20 protein-coding genes and 3 pseudogenes are annotated in these 22,209 nt (G+C 37.0%); 19 read left to right on the forward strand and 4 right to left on the reverse strand.

All coding sequences use genetic code 11. From position 1 onward, the window contains the following. Nucleotides 1-143 precede the first annotated feature (143 nt). The 7 genes from AAHB12_RS17035 to AAHB12_RS17065 all read left to right on the forward strand — a co-directional run bounded on the left by AAHB12_RS17035 (nt 144) and on the right by AAHB12_RS17065 (nt 5,317). Entirely contained in the window at nt 144-1,340 is a 1,197-nt protein-coding gene (locus AAHB12_RS17035; RefSeq protein ID WP_342046173.1) for a chromate transporter, read from the forward strand. 18 nt (nt 1,341-1,358) lie between these two features. Next, complete coding sequence (locus AAHB12_RS17040) at nt 1,359-1,793, forward strand: Chromate resistance protein ChrB (RefSeq protein ID WP_342046174.1); 435 nt, start codon at nt 1,359-1,361, stop codon at nt 1,791-1,793. Next, complete coding sequence (locus tag AAHB12_RS17045; RefSeq protein WP_342046175.1) at nt 1,790-2,203, forward strand: chromate resistance protein ChrB domain-containing protein; 414 nt, start codon at nt 1,790-1,792, stop codon at nt 2,201-2,203. The genes AAHB12_RS17040 and AAHB12_RS17045 overlap by 4 nt, the downstream gene beginning before the upstream one ends. Nucleotides 2,204-2,484: 281 nt before the next feature. Continuing rightward, on the forward strand, nt 2,485-2,805 hold the full coding sequence (locus AAHB12_RS17050) for an ArsR/SmtB family transcription factor (protein WP_342046176.1): 321 nt from the start codon (nt 2,485-2,487) through the stop codon (nt 2,803-2,805). Nucleotides 2,806-2,823: 18 nt separating this feature from the next. Then, entirely contained in the window at nt 2,824-3,753 is a 930-nt protein-coding gene (locus AAHB12_RS17055) for an ABC transporter ATP-binding protein (RefSeq protein ID WP_342046177.1), read from the forward strand. Next, the gene (locus tag AAHB12_RS17060) at nt 3,750-4,850 is read left to right on the forward strand and encodes an ABC transporter permease (protein ID WP_342046178.1); all 1,101 of its coding nucleotides are present in this window, start codon (nt 3,750-3,752) and stop codon (nt 4,848-4,850) included. Before AAHB12_RS17055 ends, AAHB12_RS17060 begins: the two co-directional genes overlap by 4 nt. 32 nt (nt 4,851-4,882) lie before the next feature. Further along, nucleotides 4,883-5,317 (forward strand): DUF6526 family protein, encoded by a 435-nt coding sequence (locus tag AAHB12_RS17065; RefSeq protein WP_342046179.1) that lies wholly within the window; start codon nt 4,883-4,885, stop codon nt 5,315-5,317. Between the two features lie 929 nt (nt 5,318-6,246). On the opposite strand, the gene AAHB12_RS17070 is transcribed toward AAHB12_RS17065, so the two are convergent. Beyond that, nucleotides 6,247-7,230, reverse strand: coding sequence for a glycosyltransferase family 2 protein (locus AAHB12_RS17070; RefSeq protein ID WP_342046180.1), 984 nt, complete (start codon nt 7,228-7,230; stop codon nt 6,247-6,249). A gap of 304 nt (nt 7,231-7,534) precedes the next feature. On the opposite strand from AAHB12_RS17070, the gene AAHB12_RS17075 reads away from it, so the two are divergent. Further along, a complete protein-coding gene (locus AAHB12_RS17075; protein ID WP_342046181.1) occupies nt 7,535-9,223 on the forward strand; it encodes a DUF6044 family protein in 1,689 nt (562 codons plus the stop codon). Between the two features lie 429 nt (nt 9,224-9,652). Further along, nucleotides 9,653-9,805 (forward strand): annotated as a pseudogene (locus AAHB12_RS17080) (hypothetical protein); the annotation flags it as partial. Between the two features lie 67 nt (nt 9,806-9,872). On the opposite strand, the pseudogene AAHB12_RS17085 reads toward AAHB12_RS17080, so the two are convergent. Next, nucleotides 9,873-10,001: pseudogene (locus AAHB12_RS17085) on the reverse strand (DNA-binding response regulator); the annotation flags it as partial. Between the two features lie 181 nt (nt 10,002-10,182). Between AAHB12_RS17085 and AAHB12_RS17090 the strand changes: the two are divergent. The 7 genes from AAHB12_RS17090 (at nt 10,183) to AAHB12_RS17115 (ending at nt 15,290) form a co-directional block, all read left to right on the forward strand. After that, on the forward strand, nt 10,183-10,455 hold the full coding sequence (locus tag AAHB12_RS17090) for a hypothetical protein (RefSeq protein WP_342046182.1): 273 nt from the start codon (nt 10,183-10,185) through the stop codon (nt 10,453-10,455). A 75-nt stretch (nt 10,456-10,530) separates the two neighbouring features. Then, nucleotides 10,531-10,845 (forward strand): hypothetical protein, encoded by a 315-nt coding sequence (locus AAHB12_RS31840; RefSeq protein ID WP_446715575.1) that lies wholly within the window; start codon nt 10,531-10,533, stop codon nt 10,843-10,845. A gap of 83 nt (nt 10,846-10,928) precedes the next feature. Next, complete coding sequence (locus tag AAHB12_RS17095) at nt 10,929-12,101, forward strand: MGDG synthase family glycosyltransferase (RefSeq protein ID WP_342046183.1); 1,173 nt, start codon at nt 10,929-10,931, stop codon at nt 12,099-12,101. Nucleotides 12,102-12,124: 23 nt separating this feature from the next. Further along, nucleotides 12,125-12,793 (forward strand): TVP38/TMEM64 family protein, encoded by a 669-nt coding sequence (locus AAHB12_RS17100; RefSeq protein WP_342046184.1) that lies wholly within the window; start codon nt 12,125-12,127, stop codon nt 12,791-12,793. Nucleotides 12,794-12,859: 66 nt separating this feature from the next. Beyond that, entirely contained in the window at nt 12,860-13,549 is a 690-nt protein-coding gene (locus tag AAHB12_RS17105) for a polysaccharide deacetylase family protein (RefSeq protein ID WP_342046185.1), read from the forward strand. Nucleotides 13,550-13,899: 350 nt separating this feature from the next. Beyond that, entirely contained in the window at nt 13,900-14,697 is a 798-nt protein-coding gene (bacA, locus tag AAHB12_RS17110; RefSeq protein ID WP_342046186.1) for an undecaprenyl-diphosphate phosphatase, read from the forward strand. A 95-nt stretch (nt 14,698-14,792) separates the two neighbouring features. Continuing rightward, nucleotides 14,793-15,290, forward strand: coding sequence for a competence protein CoiA family protein (locus tag AAHB12_RS17115; RefSeq protein WP_342046187.1), 498 nt, complete (start codon nt 14,793-14,795; stop codon nt 15,288-15,290). 300 nt (nt 15,291-15,590) lie between these two features. Here AAHB12_RS17115 and AAHB12_RS17120 read toward each other — a convergent pair whose 3' ends face one another. Continuing rightward, the gene (locus AAHB12_RS17120; RefSeq protein WP_342046188.1) at nt 15,591-16,967 is read right to left on the reverse strand and encodes an IS1182 family transposase; all 1,377 of its coding nucleotides are present in this window, start codon (nt 16,965-16,967) and stop codon (nt 15,591-15,593) included. Nucleotides 16,968-17,289: 322 nt separating this feature from the next. Here AAHB12_RS17120 and AAHB12_RS31845 point away from each other — a divergent pair. After that, nucleotides 17,290-17,364: pseudogene (locus AAHB12_RS31845) on the forward strand (dihydrofolate reductase); the annotation flags it as partial. A 146-nt stretch (nt 17,365-17,510) separates the two neighbouring features. Here AAHB12_RS31845 and AAHB12_RS17125 read toward each other — a convergent pair. Further along, a complete protein-coding gene (locus tag AAHB12_RS17125) occupies nt 17,511-18,587 on the reverse strand; it encodes an extracellular catalytic domain type 1 short-chain-length polyhydroxyalkanoate depolymerase (protein WP_342046189.1) in 1,077 nt (358 codons plus the stop codon). A gap of 491 nt (nt 18,588-19,078) precedes the next feature. On the opposite strand from AAHB12_RS17125, the gene AAHB12_RS17130 reads away from it, so the two are divergent. Continuing rightward, a complete protein-coding gene (locus AAHB12_RS17130; protein ID WP_342046213.1) occupies nt 19,079-19,270 on the forward strand; it encodes a YolD-like family protein in 192 nt (63 codons plus the stop codon). A gap of 940 nt (nt 19,271-20,210) precedes the next feature. After that, on the forward strand, nt 20,211-21,443 hold the full coding sequence (locus AAHB12_RS17135) for a Fic family protein (RefSeq protein WP_342046190.1): 1,233 nt from the start codon (nt 20,211-20,213) through the stop codon (nt 21,441-21,443). Nucleotides 21,444-22,209: the final 766 nt, after the last annotated feature.

Consider the following 22,209-nt stretch of genomic DNA (forward strand, 5'->3'; position numbering starts at 1 on the left):
ATCCAATGACTCCAGTATTCATTATATTTTATTCAATTAACAAACATAAAATGTAACCAGTGTTACAAAAAAACCTTCTCATATTTCCTATTACGACATACAATGTATATATGTAACCAGTATTACTTTTAGGAGGGGAAGGAATGAGTGATTTTTCAAAATCAAAGTTAAAAAATGAAGCTCAAACTGCAACTTACTCACTTTGGCAAATGATTGTATACTTTTTAAAGTTGGGTACTGTTGGTTTTGGAGGACCTGTCGCCTTAACAGGTTATATGTATCGAGACCTAGTGGAGAAACGAGGTTGGATTTCAGAAGAAGACTATAAAGATGGTCTTGCTCTTTCACAGCTTGCTCCTGGTCCTTTAGCCGCACAATTAGCTATCTATTTAGGGTATGTCCACTATCGACTACTCGGAGCGACATTAGTAGCGATTGCATTTGTTATCCCTTCATTTGCAATGGTTATTACTTTAGGATGGGCATATGTAGAATTCGGTGGTTTAACTTGGATGCAGGCTGTTTTTTATTCAGTAGGTGCCAGTGTAATTGGAATTATTGCTTTTAGTGCTTACAAATTAACTACCAAAACAATCGGAAAAGATTGGTTGCTTTGGCTTATATTCTTAGCTGCCGGTGCCATAACAGTTATTACTGAGACAGAAAACGTTTTATTATTTTTAGGAGCCGGTATTGTATATTGGTTAGTAAAATCGCCCCCAAAGGGATTATGGAAAAAAACAAAATTAAGTATTCTTGAACCGTTTTCGCTTACTGTACTGCTAGGAGCCGTAATACCTTCAAATACAGGTGTTCTATGGAACATATTCACCTTCTTTACAAAGGCAGGAGCATTTGTTTTTGGTAGCGGCCTTGCTATTGTCCCTTTTCTATATGGGGGTGTAGTTAAAGAACTCGGTTGGTTGGATGCTCAACAGTTCCTTGATGCGGTCGCTGTGGCAATGATTACACCGGGTCCTGTTGTTATTACAACTGGGTTCATCGGGTACTTAGTAGCTGGATTTTCAGGAGCAACGGTTGCGGCTTTGGCTACCTTTCTTCCGTGCTATTTTCTAACAATTCTTCCGGCACCTTTCTTTAAAAAATACGGAAAAATCCCTGGAATTAATGCCTTTGTGAATGGTGTCACGGCTGCTGCAACGGGAGCAATTAGCGGTGCGGTGATTGTATTAGGTAAGAGGTCTATCATTGACATTCCTACGGCTTTATTAGCCCTTATCACGTTAGGGATTCTATGGAAAAGTAAGAAGGTTTCAGAACCAATTATTATTCTTGTAGCAGCTATCATTGGATTAATTGTGTACCCAATGATGCACTAAAAGTTAGGAGATGGATTCATGCAGGAATGGTTGCATTTGGTGTATAAGATTCCACGCAATCCAAGTAAAATACGTGTTTACGTATGGAGAAAGCTGAAGAAACTCGGTGCCGTTCTTCTTCATGATTCTGTCTGGTGCCTTCCATCCCATCCAAAAACAAAGGAACAACTTCAATGGTTAACTGTTGAAATTCAAGAACTGGGCGGGGAATCCTCTCTATGGGAGTCACATCTTGTCTTGGGAATAAATGAGGAATCTATTATAAAAGAATTTTTATCCCAAGTAGATAAGGAGTACGAGGAAATTCTAGAGGAATTAAAAAAAGAAGAAGTAGACCTTGTTTCTCTTTCTAAAAAATATCAGCAGGTGAGAGTAAAAGATTATTTTCAATCTACCCTAGGAAAACGTGTATTGGAAGAATTACAAATTGCCAGAGGAGGGATCCATGAATGAAGTGGGTTACTTGGGAAAACGTTGGAGTAGATAGAATGGCTTGCGCATGGCTTATCAGAAAATGGATTGATTCCGAAGCAGAATTTTTATTTATTCCAGTAGGTCAAAAGCCATTCCCAGAGGGAGCAGAACCATTTGATATTCCTGGTGTTCGTCTTTCTCATCGAAAGGGTCATTGCACATTCCATACAATGTTGCGAGAGTTTAAAGTCAAAGACCCAATACTGGAACAAATTGCTCTCATTGTAGATGAAGCGGATACGGTACAAGAAGTATTTTTAGAGCCAGTTGCACCAGGACTTGATTTTATCTGTGATGGAATTCGGTTAGCAAGCCCTGACGATATGACAGCATTAGAAAGAGGTAGTCTAATTTTTGAAGCATTATATGCTCAATTATCAGCAAAATAAAATTCATTAAAAACTAGAAATGTGTTACTTGTACTGCCGAGAACAATGATTATGTGAACATGAAATCCCTTCAGTAATCTGAAGGGATTTTTCATTTTTAGGTGTCAAAAGTTATAAGCATAGCACATGGACATGTCGAAATTATCATTCACTCATATATAGTTGATTTGTCGGAGAAAGCTGGGATTAAATTATCAAAATCAGATGCAATGGAAAAACGACAGCATAAGCTTATTGCAATTTGTTGACACTAACTCCCTCTGTTCATTATACTTAACCATATGGTTAAGTATAATGATGAAAATCTAAATGATGTGTTTTCAGTACTGTCTGACCCCACGAGAAGAAGCATCCTTGAAATTTTATCACAAGGGGAAAGGAGCGTTACGGAATTGGCGGCGCCTTTTGATATGTCACTGCCCGCTATTTCTAAGCACTTGAAAGTATTGGAGAAGGCAGGCGTTGTTTCACAACGGAGGGTTGGGAGAAATCGTTATTATTGTCTTCGTGAGGAATCAATGGATTGTGCATGTGAATGGTTAAACCATTTTAAAAAATTTTGGCCAATTAAACTTAAAGGTTTTTTCACAAAAGACAATTAAGAATTTGGAGTGTGAGAGATGAGTTCTCGTGAGGCAATCATTAAAGTGCAAAATCTAGTAAAAAACTATGGGGAATTTAAGGCGGTTAAAGGAATAGAATTTGAGGTGAATAAGGGCGAGGTATTTGGTCTTCTCGGTCCTAATGGTGCTGGTAAAACGACAACATTAGAAATGTTAGTGGGGCTTCGAAAGCCGGATCAAGGAACGGCAAAGATTGCCCAGTATGATATTATCAATGATTTAAATAAGGTGAAGGAAGTAATTGGTGTTCAATTACAATCTACTACATTATTTGAACTGCTTACCGTAGAGGAAATCCTGCACCTTTATGCAAGCTTTTATCCAAAGCATGTTTCCATTCCTTCCTTGATTGATGATATGTTGCTGACGGATAAAAGGAAAGATCGAATAAAGGGCTTATCCGGTGGACAAAAACAGAGGCTTGCGATTGCCTTAGCCCTTGTGCACGATCCATTCATTATATTCCTAGATGAACCGACAACAGGACTTGATCCGCAAGCAAGGAGAACGCTATGGGATATTATCCTTCGGTTAAAGGAAAAAGGGAAGACGATTATGCTGACCACCCATTATATGGATGAAGCACATGTATTATGTGATCGAATTGCCATTATGGATCAAGGACAGCTTATCGCTTTAGACACTCCCTCGGAGCTTGTTAAAAATCTTCAGTCTGATAGTGCCGTACAGTTCCGTTTCCAGACTGAAGCAAGTGATGTGAATTTACTTGATATAGCAGGCGTAAAGCAGGTAGGGAATCATAAAGATGTAAATGTTCTTTATACAGATGATCTGCAAACCACATTAACGAGTTTGATTACCTTAGCTTCCGAAAAACAGCTTCAATTGATGGATTTGCAAACGCGAACAGCGACACTTGAAGATGTGTTCATACATATGACCGGAAGGAGCTTAAGAGAAGGATGAAAGCATATTGGCAATTAACTTTAACACAGCTGCGCATTTTTCTTCGCAATCGCCAGGTTTTATTTTGGACATTGGCGTTTCCTATCTTCCTCATGGTTATGCTTGGTTCCTTTTTAGGAAATGGCAATGGAATGTCTGTATCCATCGGCATAGTGGATCAAGACCAATCCGTACAATCGAAAGAGTTTCTATCTGTTGTAAAAAAGAGCGGAGCGATTGATCTGCAAAAAGAAGACAGTAAGGATAAAGCGTTTGAACAGTTGAGAAAAGGAGATGTTCAGCTTGTCGTTGTCATACCTAAAGGATATGGTGACAGTCTTTCAAACTTATCAGCAAGCTCAAAACCGTTCTCTATCCCAGTCTATTATAATGAAACGAATTTCGCTGTTTCCCAAGTTGGTCTTCAGCTTGTGAATAATGTCGTGGACGGTATTAGTAAAGAGAAGGTTGATTACACTCCCGTTGTTGTGACGGCTGCAAAGGGAATCAAAACGTTAAATTTAAAATATATTGACTTTTTAGTCCCAGGTATAGTTGCCATGATGATTATGAGCAACAATATGAACGGTGTTGCCGGGCAAATAGCCGCATGGCGAGAGCGCGGGATCCTAAGAAGAATGCAAGGAACGACATTAAAAGCATCGACCTTCATTGCGGCACAAATTTCAGCAAGGCTCATGCTAAATGGTTTGCAGGCTCTCATTGTACTTGGCGTGGCACGTTTAATTTTTGGAGTTGAAGTAAGAGGATCATGGTTTACCCTGATTAGCTTTGTTATTTTAGGGACGTTGGCATTTATGGCGATTGGATTTATTATTGCAGGCATTGCGAAAACGCCGGAAAGCGCTTCGCCAATTGCAGGATTTTTATCCTTTCCGATGCTATTCTTGGGAGGTGTGTTTTTCCCGATCAAAAATATGCCCGAATTCCTGCAGCCTATCGTACACATTTTGCCTATTGCTCACCTAAGCCATGCATTACGTGAAACGATGAATGTCGGCGCATCGTTTATGAGTTTAGGATCTGAAGCGCTGATTTTAGGCGGATGGCTCATTGGTGCGTTTATCGTCGCAAGTTATACATTTAAATGGGAGTAAATAAGATAGATAGAGAATGGGAGGAGAAGCAAATGAAATCTCAAGATTATAAGAATCATACTCGTATGCACCCTCTGTATCATTATGTACTGTCACTTTTAGTTTTAGGAACGTTGATAGCTGCAGTCACAAATATGGTCCGCGCTATTAATAAGGGAACGAATATTCTCCAAGCTGTAATTCTTGTGTTTATTATGATTATTATCATTATAGTAACAGCGCTTGTAAGAATGTATGCTTTAAAAGCGCAGGACCGTGCAATTAGAGCGGAGGAAAGCCTTCGTTATTATGTGCTGACAGGAAAATTACCCGACCCCGCGCTTACTATGGGACAAATTGTCGCGTTGCGCTTTGCTGAAGACAGTGAGTTTGTAGATTTGTGTAAAAAAGCCGCTGCCGAAGGGTTAAAGCCGGCTGACATTAAAAAGGCTATTAAGAATTGGAAAGCCGACCATAATCGGATCTAGACAGAGAAAAAACACGTTAGAATAAGGGGCTCTGGTGAAAAAAAACGGGAGCGTAAATATCTTTTTCACATATGATCCCTCCCTAAATTTAAACCAATTAATCACATAATGTATATTTATTTTTAAGGAAAATATTGTACTTTATAAGTCAGTTTAGATATTTTAGGATCTAATTTTAATTTAAGCTGTAACTTTCTATCCTTTTCATACCAGTATTATAGCAAAAAAGTTCCTAAAGGTAGGTATGTTTGTTGGGATGTTCTTAAAATAGATTTTGTACCTTTAGGAACTATACGGAGTATCTAGTTTTATAGAATGTTCAGGTGTTCCAAAAGGTATACCTTTTTGGACAACAAAAAAGAGATATCCGCTATGGGGTATCTCTTCAACTATTATTCTACTCCACACCCTTTATATACAACAGGCTATACCAAACGTGAGACTGTGATCACTTATTCTCTATCATGGGAAAGTAATGATGACTTAGTAAATCTAACCCGTACAATATTTGTTAATGTCGACTCTAGAATCCATATCAACCAAAGAGATACTGGAGCAAAAATCCAATTAGGAAGTAAGCTTTCCAGTACGACAAAAATAATGAATGAGATAACTGTAACGAGACAAGGAACCACCAGAACCTGTTTCATGCTACTCATTCTCACTCTCCTCTAAAATAATATAGAGACAAGTAAATATACGACAAATATTGAAAAAATCCTCTAGGAGATTCTAGTACAACTATGATTTGTTAGAAACATAGGGCCTCAATATCCTCAAAATATTGAAAAACATTCCTTTAAAGTTAAAATTTATAATAAACCTCTTCTGACTTATAATATAAAGAAGAATAAATATAAAGATTAAAAGAAAAGGAGAGCAGTATGTAATTACAAGTCTTTTATGGGAGTAGAAAACCGAGCATGGAGTTACCTATGCTCGGTTTTTCTTAATTTTACGTATCGTAATGACAGGTTTTGCTCCTCATTCATACGATATGCCTCTTGTACAATATACAATGGACGGTTTTTCACCTCGTCATAGATTCTTCCAATATATTCTCCTATTATTCCTAACATCATCAGAATAATACCATTAAAGAATAGCGTCGTCATAATGAGTGAAGACCAACCGGTGATCGTGGAATCAGTGAATAATTTTAAATACAAAACAACTAGAATCCAGCCTATACTAAAAATGGAGAGTAGCATCCCTAGTAAACTAGCTATTTTCAGTGGTTTATATGAAAAAGATGTAATCCCATCCATGGAGAACTTCAGCATTTTCTTCAGTGGGTATTTGGTTTCTCCTGCGAAACGTTCATCACGTTCATATTCAATCGCCGTTTGTTTAAAGCCCACCCAGCTGACGAGGCCCCTTACAAAGCGGTTTCTCTCCTTCATTGAGGAAAGTTGGTCGCATACCCGGCGATCGATTAAACGGAAGTCACCTGTGTCGAGCGGGATATCTATGTCTGTTGAGGCTTGTAGCACCCGATAAAAGAGACGTGCTGTTTGCTTTTTAAAGAAAGTCTCTCCCTTACGTTTTGTCCGTTTTGCATATACGACATCGAAGCCTTCTTGCCACTTTCTAATCATATCTAAAATAAGTTCTGGCGGATCTTGGAGGTCTGCATCAATGATGACAATAGCATCACCCTGTGCATAATCCATTCCTGCGGTGACTGCGATTTGATGGCCGAAGTTCCGAGAAAAACCTAAATATTTCACAGTTACATCCTTCAACGCAATCTCTTTTAAAATATCCAGTGTTCGGTCACGGCTTCCGTCATTGACAAACAGTAATTCATATGCACCATCTGTCTGATCCATCACATTTTTCAAGCGTTTATAGGTTTCTTTTACTACTAATTCCTCATTATAAACAGGAATTACAATAGAGTACTTTACCATTATACGCCCTCCTACCGATATGTTCTGTATGAACTCTATGAATCCAACTCGAAAACTCCACATATCACTAACTCTGTAACTTAGTGAACATTTGAACTGACCTGCTTTAAACGTGTTGTCGGAGCATTAGAATGGACTCATATAGCATAAAAAAAAAGAATGAGAATCAAATGAAAATATTTTTCATCTGATTCTCATAAAGGTAACGTACAATACAATCGATTATGACAAAAAAGAAAGTTTTGCATGAAGGGTTTGTTTAAAAAAGGGTCTCATCCTGTTTGGTAAGGTTGGTGTATTTGATATGGTTCGTTTGAAGGCTATACAAGATAAAGAACATATAGCTATTATTGTTGCGTTTTTTTTCATTCTTCTGTATGTATCCCCTTTGTTTATTTTGGGAGAAGATGCCCATATACGTGTTCATGACAATACGGATTCCAATATTGCTTGGTATGAGGTATTAATTGACAGCAGACAGTTGTTTGGTTCTGTGAATGCGGCTATTCCCCAAATTATAAATGGTCTGCCGAGAAATGCATTTGACTCTCAATTCAGTGGGATTGTTTGGCTACATGCGCTGTTTCCGACTATGATTGCGTATGCAATCAGTCAAGCAATAACACGAATTGTTGCGTTTATAGGGATGTACATGCTGCTGAAAACATACGTTGTGAAGGAACGTGGCATGTATCTCATTCGGGTGGGTGTGTCGGTAGCGTTTGCGTTAACACCATTTTGGCCGTCGGGAATGCTAAGTACACTCGGGCATCCGCTTGCACTGTGGGCATTTTTAAATATTCGCAAGAAGAGTGATACATGGAGAGAGTGGACTGTACTTGCTCTTCTTCCATTCTATTCAAGCTTTGTTCTCGGTTTCTTTTTCTTTCTAGCAGCGATGGGGGTTCTTTGGTTATATGATGTGATAACAATCCAAAAATGGAACTGGAAATTCTTTGGGAGTATTACGTTCATGACAGCAATCTTTCTTGGTACAGAGTATCGGCTCGTCTATTCTCTTATTGCGGGCGGGGAACCCATGAGCCGGAATGAATTTCTGGAGTCCACGTTGAACGTATGGCAAACGATGCGGCTAGCTTTTAAAAATTACGCATATGGTCATACCCATGTGATGACACTCCATACGGTTGTTATTCTTCCTGTATCTTTCGTGGTATTAGTGATTATCGCAATCAAAAACAGCTGGGGGAAGAGGCAGGAAAAAAGATTTGTATTCCTATCTATTTTAAATGTGATGTTATCCATTTGGTACGCGTGTTGGTTTTATAAGGGATGGCAGCCAATAAAGGATAAAATTTCATTTTTAAATACATTTAATTTTTCGCGATTTCACTTTTTGCAGCCGCTTGTTATTTATGTCAGCTTTGCGATTGCATTGTCGATTTTGTGGCGGTTAGGAACAAGGTGGAAGAAGGTAGTTGCGGTTTGTCTTGTATTACAGCTCTGTATCCTTGGCTATTCCAATGAAGAAATTCATTACAGTGACGAGCCGTCCTTTCGGCAATTTTATTCGGAGCACCTATTTCAAGAGATTAAGAATTATATCGGGAAGCCGCAGCAGTCCTATCGTGTGGCGAGTATAGGGCTTCATCCAGCCATAGCCCAATATAATGGTTTCTATACAGTAGATACATATACGAATTTCTATCCGCTTTCCTATAAGTATCAATTTCGAGCTATCATCGCAAAGGAATTAGATAAAAGTCCTGTTCTGAAAGACTATTATGACCATTGGGGAAATCGGGTTTACGTATTTGTAGCCGAATTAGGTAAACACTATGAGTTTCGAAAGAATTCTAAGAAAAAGATTTATCATTTGGATATCAATACAAAAGCATTCGAAGAACTAGGGGGACAGTATATTTTTTCATCTGTTCCGATTGTCAATGCACAGGCAAACCATCTCAAATTTTTAAAGGATTTTACTGATTCACAGTCGGTATGGAAGATCTATCTATACCAGGCGGAATAAAAAGAAACTAAATGTCGTTCCAATTTAGTATGAAAATAGCTTGGGGTATTTTCCAAGCTATTTTTTGTTGTTTTTTTGGTATATATAAATTTAAATAGAAAATCCGACAAATCACTAACTCTGCAACTCAGTAAATACTTGAACTGACTCCGCTCAAATGTGTTCCTAGAACTGAACTATGCTAACTCCAATATGGATGAAAACCTTGTTTCTTATTTAATTTTAATGTGAATTTTAATGTATCTTCAGAATTTTTTAATACTAATGGAGTATAGTTAAAGGGCTGTCTTTATAAAATTTTTGTTTTCTTGAACAATTTAGCATACATGTATGACTAAATAACTACCTATTCATTCAAAAGGAGAGTGAAACTTATCGATGGAGCATTATGAACAAATTCAGGACAATGGTAAGAAAATTCGACAGATGATGAATAAGGTTCCAGAAATCACTGCTCTTTTCTGGATTACTAAGGTACTGACTACTGGAATGGGCGAGGCATTCTCTGACTATCTAGTGAATCATATGAATCCTATACTTGCAGTAGCTTTTACAGCGATTGTCTTAGTAGCCTCATTGGTGTTGCAATTCTCGATGCATTGGTATGTAGCATGGATTTATTGGTTAGTTGTTGTGGTGGTCAGTATACTTCCAGGTATTCTAAGCCCTCCAATCCGTCGGCTGCTTTCAGTACGTTATATCCCTCATTTGTTAGATAAATCCCGATTAAATCACGTATTTCCTTTTCATCATCAATAATTAGAATGGTTTCTTGCATCTAAACCTCTCCTTTCTAATGCCTAAAGTGTACTTTATTCCTCTTAAGAAAAGACAATAGAAATTCTGAAGTTTTTCTTAAGATTTGCCTTTACTATTAAGAAAATCTTAAGAAAGAATGGTATGTTTCCTTAAGAAGTTTTTTGTAACATACATACAGACACACCAGGAGGAAATCGAAGATGAATAAAAAATGGAAAATAGTCGCCATGCTTTGTTTTTTGTTGAGCATTCCAGCAATGATGTTGGTTTATCCATACTTAAATACACCCGCTCGCGGAGTTCATACGCCTATTACAAGTTTAGATAATGCCATTCCTGTTGTGAAATGGTTTGTGATTCCTTATGTTGCATGGGTTGGTTATTTAACCATAACGTTAGTTTACTTTGGTTTTAAAGATTCTACATTTGCATTTAAAACGATTCTTGTTTTTGATCGGGGATTATTAGCATGATTTACCATTTATTATTTTTATCAAACAGTAGGTCCTGTACGCCCTGAGATAATAGGTGATGATTTCCTGTCGCAAATATTACAGTACGTTTATAAAATTGATCAACCTTACAATTGCTTTCCAAGTATTCATGTGATGAGCAGTTATTTAATGATACGCACCATCCGGAATTGTTCGCGGAAAAAATGGTGGATCCAGTGGGGAATTAGATGTTTCTCAATCTCCATCATCCTTGCCACCTTGTTTATAAAACAACATGTGCTTATGGATGTGTTCGCTGCCATTTTATTGGTTGAATGCTTATTTAAAATAGTAGACGTTGTACATGGTTGGTTGTTAGTACCGAAACGAAACGTTAAACCTGTTGCTAAGAAGTCTTTTTCCGTATAGCCAGGATTGTTTAAATGACCCGCTGGTAATGCCGGAGGCACGAGCCTAATTATAAAATACTACATTAAGGGGAGTGGAGAGAAATGAACGTATTAAATAAAGAGAAAGTTTTAATTCTTACCGGGAATTATGGAGATGGTCATATTCAAGTAGCTCAAGCTCTTTGCGATGCAATAGAAATTAGATATCCAACATTAGAGCCTGTGATTTTTGACTTTATGGGATGGGTTCATCCTTTAACCAATCAGTTTAGTCGTTTCCTATACCTCCAGGGAGTGAAAAAATTCCCGCAGTTGTATGGGTATATCTATCAAAAAACAAGACAAGTGAACAAATTATCGAATTTGATGAAAACCATTTTGTCTACTGGAGTCGGAAGGATGCTTAAGTTGATTGAAGAAATACAGCCAACAGTTGTAGTGAGTACGTTCCCATTGGCTGCTGCTGTCATGTCAAAATTAAAATCATATGGTTTAACGGATATCCCTACGGTAACAACAATTACAGACCATACTGACCATAGCTGCTGGATCTATCCTTTCACAGATCAATATATCGTAGGCTCAGGTGTTGTCCGTGATTCTTTAAAAAGTTTAGATGTGGAAGAAAATCGGATTGCAGTAACTGGGATCCCTATTCGTCAGCAATTTTCTCAAACCTTTCAACGAGAGGAAATTCTTAAGAAGTACGGTTTAGATCCTCATTTGCCAACCTTATTAGTGATGGGGGGCGGATGTGGTATGATTGGGGATGGAAATTCTACCATTCAGGAGATTGATGCATTACCAGAGCCAATCCAATTGATTATTATTTGTGGACATAATGAAAAACTCCGTTTGGAATTGAAGGAAAAGCTAAAAGGTTCCAAACATCGTATCTATCTTACTGGTTATATTGATTACGTCCATGAATTGATGGTCATATCCGATCTTATGATTACAAAGCCAGGAGGGGTTACCACCTTTGAAGCAATTGCCATGGAATTGCCGATGCTGCTTTATAAGCCTATCCCTGGTCAAGAACAGGATAACGCGAAATTTTTAGTCTGTTTAGGAGTGGCTGTACAAGCCGAAACCAGTCAAGATTTGATGAAGCATATTTCTAATTTATTGAACAATAAAAAACTACTTCAACAGATGAGGGAAAACTCTAAACAGTTTCATCCAAAAGAATCGGCGTTTGCATCGGTTGAAGTAATTCTGAATACGAAACAGGGCTATAACCGTTTGATTGACTTAATGTATACGTTTGGTTGATAAGTCAAGAAAAGGAGTGGATTATGGGAAATATCTTATCAGAACCATACATGGAAAAAAAGCCACTGGCAGCTCGTTCTCTATCCATTGGAAGTTTGATATTCTTCTTACTTTTTACAGGATTTTATTTGTATTGTCTTCATACAGGTACTGCAAAAGTATGGCTTGAATCGATCCACCATCTAGGTTTATTAGGGATTGTTATAGGTATTATCATTCAAACATTCGTAAATGTCATACCTGTACCAGGGGAATTTGTCTCTCTGTTTATGATCGAAATATATGGACCAGTTGCAGGAGGAATCTATTCTTGGATCGGTGGGATTTTAGGAGCCATTGTTGCGTATTATCTCTCCAATTGGATCGCGCGTCCAATCATTGAGCCATTGGTAAAGCCTTATTTGGAAAAAATCGATCGTTGGTTACAAAAAAATGGTGATTTAGGGCTGTTGATTATCCGTTTTGTCCCATTGGTGCCTTATCATTTTATCAATTATGGTGCAGGAATATTGAGAGCAAACAAAAGGGCATTTATATGGACAACTGCTTTAGGTATATTGCCTTATACGATATCAGTGAGCACCCTTTTTGCAGGGGTGCGTCATGGAAGTTTAATTCCTTTTATTGTTGGGGGTGGACTTATCATTTTGTCCTCCATTCTAAGTATAGCTTTACGAAAAAAGATAGATTAAGTGCTTAAAATTTCTCTATAATGATACAAATTAGGACAACGAGGGACAAAAGGAGAAAACCAGGAAATGACTAAGATTTTATTACTATTGTTGGTATTCCTATCATTTTATTGGTTGATACCATTCCTTCTTACTGCCGGTGCAGGTATTGGGGTACTAAAAAGGAAAGAGAATACTGAAAAATTAGCGTTTACTTTTGATGATGGACCAAATCCTATTTATACGCCTATGTTATTGGATTTGTTAAAACAGCATAATATTAAAGCGACGTTTTTTGTCGTTGGTTCTAAAGCGGAAAAGTGTCCGGAGCTTATTGGAAGAATTCACGCTGAAGGACATTTAATTGGATTACACAATTACGTGCATAAATCCAACTGGGTAATGAGTCCCTGGACTATTCATCGTCATTTAAGAAAAAGTGCAACCATTATTGAAAAAATTACTGGAGAGCGTCCGGTCTATTATCGTCCGCCATGGGGGTTATTAAATTTATGGGATTTGCTGCTAATGAAACAGTATAAGATTATCCATTGGTCAGTTATGGCGGAAGACTGGAGCGATAAGGGAGGCAGTGAAAAAATAGAAAAAAGACTGTTACGGAATATAAAAAAAGGGGATGTTATTCTTTTACATGATTGTGGAGAAACAATAGGGGCTGATAAATCTGCACCAATGAACACCATCAATGCATTAAAAAACGTTTTTAAAGAACTATCCAACCGAAGTATATCTTGTGTAAGAATTGATGAATTGTAGTTAACAAGAAAATTAGAGATGTAAATTCATTTAGCTGATCTATTATTAGACGATATAGGGACGTCGATTAAAGAATATTGGAAATGGAGAAAGGTTATGAACTATAAATTAATTCGAAACATCATCCAAGCTACCTGTTAGGGAAAAAACATGTTATAAAACAATTGGCTTGTGGCGGTATTATTCAGAGCATCTATGATGACTCCCTACCCCAGATTGCCAAATATAGTGATTCGATTTAGCAACAGCAGGCACAGGCCTTATCTTATTAGTAATCATAGAAGACATGGTTACACATCTACCAAAAACGAAAAAGGATCATTGATCCCTAAAAAAGAAAGAAGGATATTATGAGCGAACATCTTATTGCATTTATTTTAGGTATTGTCGAAGGGTTAACTGAATATCTACCAGTTTCATCAACTGGGCACATGATACTTGTCGGGCATTTACTTGGATTTGAAGGAGATAAAGCAAAAACTTTTGAAATTATCATCCAACTTGGAAGCATGTTAGCGATACTCTTTCTATTCTGGAAAAGATACCTTTCCTTATTCAACTTCAAAACAATTGGAAAACCTGAAAAGAAGTTAGACATCATCCATATAATATTAGGTATCATTCCGGCTGGAATCGCAGGGGTACTTTTGCACCATGCCATAAAAAAATATTTATTTGCAGATTATATTGTAGTTATTACGCTTATCTTAGGCGCTATTCTCATGATTTTTGCAGAGAAGAAAAAAACAACCATCACAGCAGAAACAGTGGACGACTTATCATACAGACAAGCGTTTAAAATTGGTTTATTCCAATGCTTAGCCCTTCTTCCTGGTTTTTCTCGTTCTGGTTCGACCATCTCAGGAGGATTATTAGTCGGCGCAAATCATAAAGCTTCTGCAGAGTTTTCATTTTTAGTCGCTCTTCCAGTAATGGTCGGAGCAACAGGGCTTGATTTTGTGAGTAGTCTTCATTCGCTTCATGCAAGTGATTTCTCGTTATTTGCCATCGGTTTTATCACTGCTTTTATCGTGGCAATGATTGTAGCCCTTGTTTTCTTGCGATTAATTCAAAAAATCGGGCTAACCGTATTCGCTTATTATCGGATTTTAGTTGCTGTATTATTCACCATATTTGTATTACTATGAAAAAATCAAGCATCCATCGGTATAATTCGGGTTCCAGAAAGAAACAAAAGTTAGATTGTGTTTCCATTCAAATAAAGGGAAATGAGTGTTTTTAAATGGTTCATGGAATACCTTACGGACTAAAGGAAGGGGAATTAATTCATATTTCTAGAGCAGAAAAAGGAATCAAATGTGATTGTATATGCCCTTCTTGTAAGTCTGCTTTGGTAGCAAAAAAGGGAAGTGTAAAGAAACATTATTTCGCTCACTATACAAAAAATGAATGTAATTATGCTTTGGAATCCTCACTACACTTAGCAGTAAAAGAGATTTTAGAAAAAGAAAAGAGAATGGTCATACCTGAAATAGCTACAGGGGTTCGATATGGCAGGGATGGACTTCCAGAGAGTACGCTTGTTATGTCTCCTAGTGAAATTCAATTTGACGGTGTAGCACTAGAGAGTAAGTTAAATGACTTTGTACCAGATATTATTTTATATAAAAACGGTACGCCGCTTATCGTGGAAGTTTATGTAACTCATAGGGTTGACGAGTATAAGCTACAAAAGATTAAAAAAAAGCGGTATTTCTGCAATAGAAATAAATCTCTCTAAGCTGGATAGGGATATAATTTATTCTGAATCAATGCTTAAAGATATAGTTATAAAAAGTACTGAAGAAAAAAGATGGCTTTTTAATCGAAAATACAATTAATGGGACGAAGCAAAATATGCATTGTATTTTCAGCTTAGCGTAAGGAAATCAGGCTTTTAACTTTCCGGAAATGTATTAGTGACCAATATCTATGCTTTAAGACAAAGTCAAAACCACCCGTGAGAACGGGTGGTTTTGCACGTTGTTGAAAAACGAGGTAGTCCATAAAAAAATCTCGAATTTCGAGATTTTTTTATGGACTACCTTTTCTTCTTTTTCTTTTTTTGGTAACTTAAATCTATGCCAGATTCGCGCAGCGAACGCAATTTGGCCCACTTTTTCAAGTTTTGTGATATAGCGGTCATCAAAACTTGGATTGTGACTTTCTGAACTCCACGGTAGCGTGCGAAGCGAAACCCGTGGAGTTCTTTGCTTTCTGCAAAACTTCTTTCGACAGTAGAAGGTCGAACAGAACGCAGAACTTTCCCCCGTGGGGAAAGACGCTGAGAATGCAGACGGTCATATACATCTTGATGTACGGAAATACGAAGAACTCGATCTCCTTTCTTCGCATAAGGGCAGCCTTCACAGCTTCCTTGTGGGGGACGATACTCGTGATACCCTTGTCTTGTGGAATTTTTATATGAAAATGGAACTCCACAAGGGCATGCATACAAATCTTCCGCCGCTTTTCGAAACTGAGTCGTTTTACACTTAGAATGTTCATTTCTTGCATACCTTCGGTAAGAAATATAAGCAAACATCTTCCGTTTTTCTAATCCTTCCCCCATACGAACATTGTAGTAACCAGCATCGAGGGCAACCTCCTTCGCATAGGTATTGTGGAACATACGAAGTTGGTCGAATCGCTGTAACACCACTCGATGACCTGGTGTAGTAGCTGGTGTGACGTAACAATCTAAAATAAAATTATGTAGACCATCCACAATGCGATGATCATAATAAGCAAAACGCCCGAACTTGTCGTGTTTTACGGAAAGACCCGCATCGGGGTCTGTCAGGCTTTGGATGGTTTCTTTAATGACAACCTTTCCTGGCTTTGAAGAGAGTACCTTTTTGCGATGGGCGGTTCTCTTTTGATTGACCTTTTCTAGTGTATACGCATCTTCCTCTTGTTTTATTTCTTGTACGACGACACATTTTTTACGCTTATTTGCATTTGCCTTCAGTTCTGTCTCATCAGCAATCCAAATATCATGCGAGATATAGCCATCCTGTTCAATCAGTTTCACGACATGACGAAACAAAGCCTCCCATATAGACGGATCAGAGATGCGACGATGTAGAAATTTAGAAATAGTAGAGTGACAAGGGATGCGGTCATGAGGAGAAATTCCAAGAAACCACCGATAGGTAATATTCTGTTGAACCTGTTTACAGGTAAAGCGGACTGATCGAAAGCCTTCTATGTACTGGATAAGTAAAATTTTCACCAAAATAAGCGGGTCAATGGTAGGACGCCCGATGTGAGATGAGTAAAAGGGCTTGATGTAGCGATACACCAAATTCCAATCCATGACTTTTTCAATCTTCACTAAAGTATGAGTACGGTCATACATCATTTCGTAATGTCTTCTATTTTTCGTCATAGTTAAATTCTGTTCTACATAATACATACCAAAAACCCCTCCTCTTTCTATCGTAAAGAGGAGGGGAAAAAAATCAATCATCTATTGACGAAGTTGTTTTTCAACAGTCTGCAAAACCACCCGTGAGAACGGGTGGTTTTGACTTCCGCTAATTGGTGCCAGACGCGTGTCTCAGCTCCAAAATTCAATGGAATCTTTGGATGTTCATCTAAGTGAAAGGGATGTCAAGAGAATTGAAGAGGCTATTCCGATAAATGAGATAGCCGGTGGTAGTTTTCCTCAGATGCAATTCAAAAACGGAATGGTAGTTCATCAGTAAGGATGCTATTTACTGAAAATTTCCTTCTAAACAAAGGGACATCCAATCATATTGGGTAGAAAGAACCTTGAGTCAATCAGAAGGGCTTTACCTGACAGAAGAAGTGAAACGAGATTCAAAATAACTATGTTAGCGGCAACAAACTTAGTAGTCGGATTACGGGGAAAACCCCGCCAACTTTGATTAATAGGGACGGTTCTTTTTCCCCCTTAGGAAGCAAAAGAATCGTCCCCCTGTATCTCGCATGTTCTTTAATTTTTCTTTTTCCTAAGTTTTGAAAGGAGGATGCTCAAAAAGTTCTTTTTTGGTGTTTCGCTTGGTGGTTCGTCCTGTGGATTGACTGAAGATGGGACAAGTGTATTGGCCGGAGTCTCGATCAGCTTTTCTTCCGGCTGTTGTTGATGTTTACTGAAAAAGTTCCAGATAATTTCTGTTGCATTTGGACCCGAGGGGTCCGTGTAAGAACCATTCGAACTTCCCCCAGACCAGGTATGCCCCATTTTATCGATCATCCAAAGTTCCAATAATGGTTCGCTGTCCCCACCATTATATACATACTGGGTACAAACTTTTCCATCTATTATATCTGATTTGACCAGGGCAGGGGTAACATCAGCAAGGCCTATACCACCTTCAACGAGAAAATTGGTTTGAGCCCATTGGATGATAACCTGCTGGCCGTTAATGGGGTGGACCGTTGTATCATAGATCCCATGGAAAACAATCACCCGTATTTTTTTCTTATACTCTCCCATCTCTTGAAATGCACTGCTTCCGCATTCATATGGGTCAGGCACGCCTTTCTCCATCCTTTTTTTAGCTTCCTCAGCCATCGGGTCGGTTAGAAAAAATACATTGGCAGCGTCATAGGCTAGTCCCGAACAAATTCCGATACCATTAAAGACATCTGGATACGTAACACCCAGAATACAGGCTAGTGACCCGCCTGCTGATAAGCCCGCAGCGTACACCTTATTTGAATCAATCTTGTATTTACTTTTCACCTCATTAATAATCTCATAAATTAGCTTGGGATGTCCCTCCCCGCGGTGTTGATTTTTATCTAAAAACCAGTTCCAGCAACCAAAGGGGTTATAACCAGCCAAATCTGAAAGATTTAACGGATGATTCATATCAGGATAGAGGACAAGAAATTTTTCCTTTTCAGCAAGTGTGTTCATGTTTGTTCCTGCAGCAAAATCATCCGGATCTTGCCCGCATCCATGAAGCATCACCAATAATGGAGACTCTTTATCTAAATTATACTCACCAGGGACATATAGCTTGTATTTAAAATCTTGATAAATAAAATCGAGAAATTTCCCCAAATCACTTAACCTCCGTTTTTATACTCTATTTTCCTACCTTATTCCGGTGGTTATCACAACATAAGTATTTATTTTATAATTTTAACAACAATTAAGTGATTTAGAGAGTGAAAAGTAGAGGGAAAAGCGTAATGTTAGAACTAAAGTGGCAAACAGAGAAAGTAGAGACTGAATTACCATTAGTCACTGCTTTGTATTTTTGAAAGTTTTGTTTCTTTATCGTGTTCAGAAAGTCACTATTTTTTGAACGCAGAAATATAATAAGTAGTTTACATGTTCTTTAGATCAATTTGTGTTCAAAAACCCCATAATTATATTTTGTTCAATTTTTCACAAAGTGTTCAAATATGATTGTAAACGCTGCCTAAATTCTGAGATATAATAAAAGTGTAGTAACCGATATCCTAAAGTTGCATAGCTTCCTGTAACTTTTCATAAGTAATCACTCATTTGAAGAGTGTTATCGATACAGACCATTCGTTAGAAAGGAGATAAATAAAATGATTCTAAAAGCATTAAGAAAAAATCACTTGCTTACCATTAATTATTATGAAAATGGATTGTTACAAACATGTAAGGGTCGTGTTTGCAACCTTGATCTGCATCAACAAACCCTTTCCTTAAAAGATGAACAGCAAAAGATCTTCTCCATTCGTTTATCTGGTATTAAGGAAATTTATTAAGCAGTTTCTTTAGCTATGAATAATGATACACATGCTGTGTCAGAGTATCTTGTATTTACCAACGAAAAGAGGATTACTCGAAGTGCAAAAACCCTTTTTTGAGTCACACACCCTAAAGGAATCACCGTTTTCATGAATTTGTTGACTAGTCAATGAGTTAGGGAAAACGGTGATTTTTTTGTGCAACCTTTTCATTACAAATTTAACTCATAGAATTATCCATTGTTAAATACAAAACATATTAATCATAATGTTAATAATAGTGATAATATTATTGACTCATTAATAACGTACTTGAGATTTTTCCTGAAAAATTAAAGTTTGAAGAAGAAGGAATTGAAGAAGTAAAAAAGCGGTTATAAGGAATTAGGCATTTCCTTCGGAGTGCTTTTTATTTTGTAGAATCCCGGATAAAAAGGAAAGGCCTTCGGTGTGTGGTCCGATAGGCTTATTTGCCATTGTTTAATCCCTTCTAGAGCAATTCATACATAGTTTTGGCACATGTACCCATCGTATTTTCACTCTAATATTATGGTTAAAATGTGGATTTTATATGCCAAGCGTATTCAGAATCTTATGCAGCTTATTCTGGTTATTCTTGCTGTTGAATGTTGTTATGACGGTGTGTATGGAGTCTTGCATATCTTCTGGTAAACGGAAGTGGCACCCTAGTAAGGGGTAATGCCGATTAAGACGTCTTATGGAACTAAAAATGAATATGCTATGCCTTGTTCAAACGGACAGGATAGTTGAACAAGTAACAATCCTTTTTCTTTGGAATAAATAGCAACGTTATCGATTAACAAAACCTAAAAAGGGGAAATAGGTTGAAAAATTTATTTTTATCACAAAAAAGATCTTAATTTCTTTAAGTTCATTTTAAAATAAGGTATCCTTAATTTAAAAAACGGGCATATTTTAAATTAAGGGGGGGATTTGGGTGAATTATGATAAGTTATCTAAGATTTTTTATAAAACGGATAGCAAAACCCATCTTTCAGAGTATGAAAAAAGGATAAATAGCTATGGCTCTTATAAGACAAACCTAAGTATTAGACCTTTTAGAAAAGAAAAATTGATGAATCAAGAAGAAACATTATTTTTTGTTAATATAGATAAATTGGTAAAGCTATATGAAGAAGTATTAACTAACAGTTGTACCATTCAGCTAGCTGTGAGCAAATTACCAAGATTTGCAGTTGAGCCTTATTTCCATAAATTAATCATCAATGAAGCTCAAAGCAATAATGAGATTGAAGGAGTTAGAAGCACGAAGGAAGAATTGTCAAATGTTTTAGAGCACATCCACGATACTAAAGCAACAGCTAAAAAGCGTTTTTTAGGTATGATGAAAACTTATAACTACATTGATAAATTAGAACCCCTTCAATCAGTTGAGGATTTTAGAAAACTGTATGATGAACTAGTTGCTGATGAGATACCTAAAAATAAGCAGCCTGATGGGAAATATTTTAGAGCAGAAGGTGTCAGTGTAACGGACGGTGCAAAGGTTACGCATAGAGGAATTGAGCCGGAGTCTAAAATTATTGAAAAGTTAAATGAGATTATTTATTTTTTGAACACTTCAGGAATTCCGGACTTATACAAGTATATGATCGCACATTATTACTACGAATATATACACCCATTTTACGATGGTAACGGCAGAACTGGCCGCTTGTTGGTATGTAGCTATGTCTCTAGAAAGTTAGATCGTTACTCAGCTATTACTTTATCTTATGCTATTAACAATGATAAGCCTAAATACTATAAAGCTTTAGAGAATGTTTCTGATCTCCATAATAAAGGGGAGCTGACTTTTTACTTGATGGATATGTTAGAACTTTTAAGCTCTGGTCAAAAAGCAATAATAGAGGATTTACAGCTTGGTTTAGCCAAAGCACAACGAATCAAGGAATACATCAGCGATCTAGATTGGACTAATGATAATTTGTTGAAGGATGTGCTTCATATACAACTTGATATAATGGTATTCGCTGGAGAAAGTAGATTATTAACAAATGCAGAATTGGTTCAAGTCTTAGGTGTAACAGCGCATAAGATCAACAAAGTTATGGCTGAACTCGAAGAGCGTCAAATCGTTTATTTAATTAAACAACGACCTAAGACTTTTGCAATTACGGATGCGTTTATTGAGGGAATATTCATTTAAATAAATCCACGCACCCATATAGGATGTAACGCAATGCTTTTTCGTTTGGAGCCGATGGACATGTATTTCAATCCACGTATCCTATATGGAGGGCGGCTGCAATTAAATTTAATCATATTCAGACAAAAAGAACAGGATAAAAATCTGTTCTTTTTATTTTTGGGCTCTGTTAAAGGATATTGTTGATCTTCATTTGTTGTTGGATTAATTCAGACTTTGCTCCCCTAATCTCTTCAAAGTAACTAACACATCCTACAATGATTTTAGAGGAAGTTATTAATTAATATTTAAGATAATGTTAATATTAATACTTAAATTATGATATTTACCAATATTAAAACTGATATTAAAGGGTCAAAGGATCTTCCTTCGTTATTCGTCTCATTAATAAGGGAATTCAATTAAGATAGATAATTCACGATTAAAATAAACAATAACATTAATACTAATATCATGGGTTTAGTTTAGGTGCTTCACACAAGTTTTGATGATTTCAATTACTATAACTTTTCATTAAAATAATACATTTTAAAAGCAAGAGCAGATGCATGTAATCTTATAACGTATCAACCAAAATGTACAAAAAACTTAGAGAAACATTTACACACCGTCTAGTGATAGTCTTTTTTATTAAAAATATAATTAACGTGTAAGCGAGTTGAAGTTTCGAGATAGGAGAACTCAATATATATGAATGTGCTTTTTTACTATGTAATAAAGGCACGTCTAATCATATTTTAAGACTTTGTTTCCCATCCAGTAATTT

Source organism: Bacillus sp. OTU530 (genome assembly GCF_038440375.1).

Excerpts from the sequence above, each read along its gene's own strand:
- AAHB12_RS17035 (WP_342046173.1), top strand. The coding sequence starts at position 144 with ATGAGTGATTTTTCAAAATCAAAGTTAAAAAATGAAGCTCAAACTGCA.
- AAHB12_RS17040 (WP_342046174.1), top strand. The coding sequence starts at position 1,359 with ATGCAGGAATGGTTGCATTTGGTGTATAAGATTCCACGCAATCCAAGT.
- AAHB12_RS17045 (WP_342046175.1), top strand. The coding sequence starts at position 1,790 with ATGAAGTGGGTTACTTGGGAAAACGTTGGAGTAGATAGAATGGCTTGC.
- AAHB12_RS17050 (WP_342046176.1), top strand. The coding sequence starts at position 2,485 with ATGGTTAAGTATAATGATGAAAATCTAAATGATGTGTTTTCAGTACTG.
- AAHB12_RS17055 (WP_342046177.1), top strand. The coding sequence starts at position 2,824 with ATGAGTTCTCGTGAGGCAATCATTAAAGTGCAAAATCTAGTAAAAAAC.
- AAHB12_RS17060 (WP_342046178.1), top strand. The coding sequence starts at position 3,750 with ATGAAAGCATATTGGCAATTAACTTTAACACAGCTGCGCATTTTTCTT.
- AAHB12_RS17065 (WP_342046179.1), top strand. The coding sequence starts at position 4,883 with ATGAAATCTCAAGATTATAAGAATCATACTCGTATGCACCCTCTGTAT.
- AAHB12_RS17070 (WP_342046180.1), bottom strand. The coding sequence starts at position 7,230 with ATGGTAAAGTACTCTATTGTAATTCCTGTTTATAATGAGGAATTAGTA.
- AAHB12_RS17075 (WP_342046181.1), top strand. The coding sequence starts at position 7,535 with ATGGTTCGTTTGAAGGCTATACAAGATAAAGAACATATAGCTATTATT.
- AAHB12_RS17090 (WP_342046182.1), top strand. The coding sequence starts at position 10,183 with ATGAATAAAAAATGGAAAATAGTCGCCATGCTTTGTTTTTTGTTGAGC.
- AAHB12_RS17095 (WP_342046183.1), top strand. The coding sequence starts at position 10,929 with ATGAACGTATTAAATAAAGAGAAAGTTTTAATTCTTACCGGGAATTAT.
- AAHB12_RS17100 (WP_342046184.1), top strand. The coding sequence starts at position 12,125 with ATGGGAAATATCTTATCAGAACCATACATGGAAAAAAAGCCACTGGCA.
- AAHB12_RS17105 (WP_342046185.1), top strand. The coding sequence starts at position 12,860 with ATGACTAAGATTTTATTACTATTGTTGGTATTCCTATCATTTTATTGG.
- bacA (WP_342046186.1), top strand. The coding sequence starts at position 13,900 with ATGAGCGAACATCTTATTGCATTTATTTTAGGTATTGTCGAAGGGTTA.
- AAHB12_RS17115 (WP_342046187.1), top strand. The coding sequence starts at position 14,793 with ATGGTTCATGGAATACCTTACGGACTAAAGGAAGGGGAATTAATTCAT.
- AAHB12_RS17120 (WP_342046188.1), bottom strand. The coding sequence starts at position 16,967 with ATGTATTATGTAGAACAGAATTTAACTATGACGAAAAATAGAAGACAT.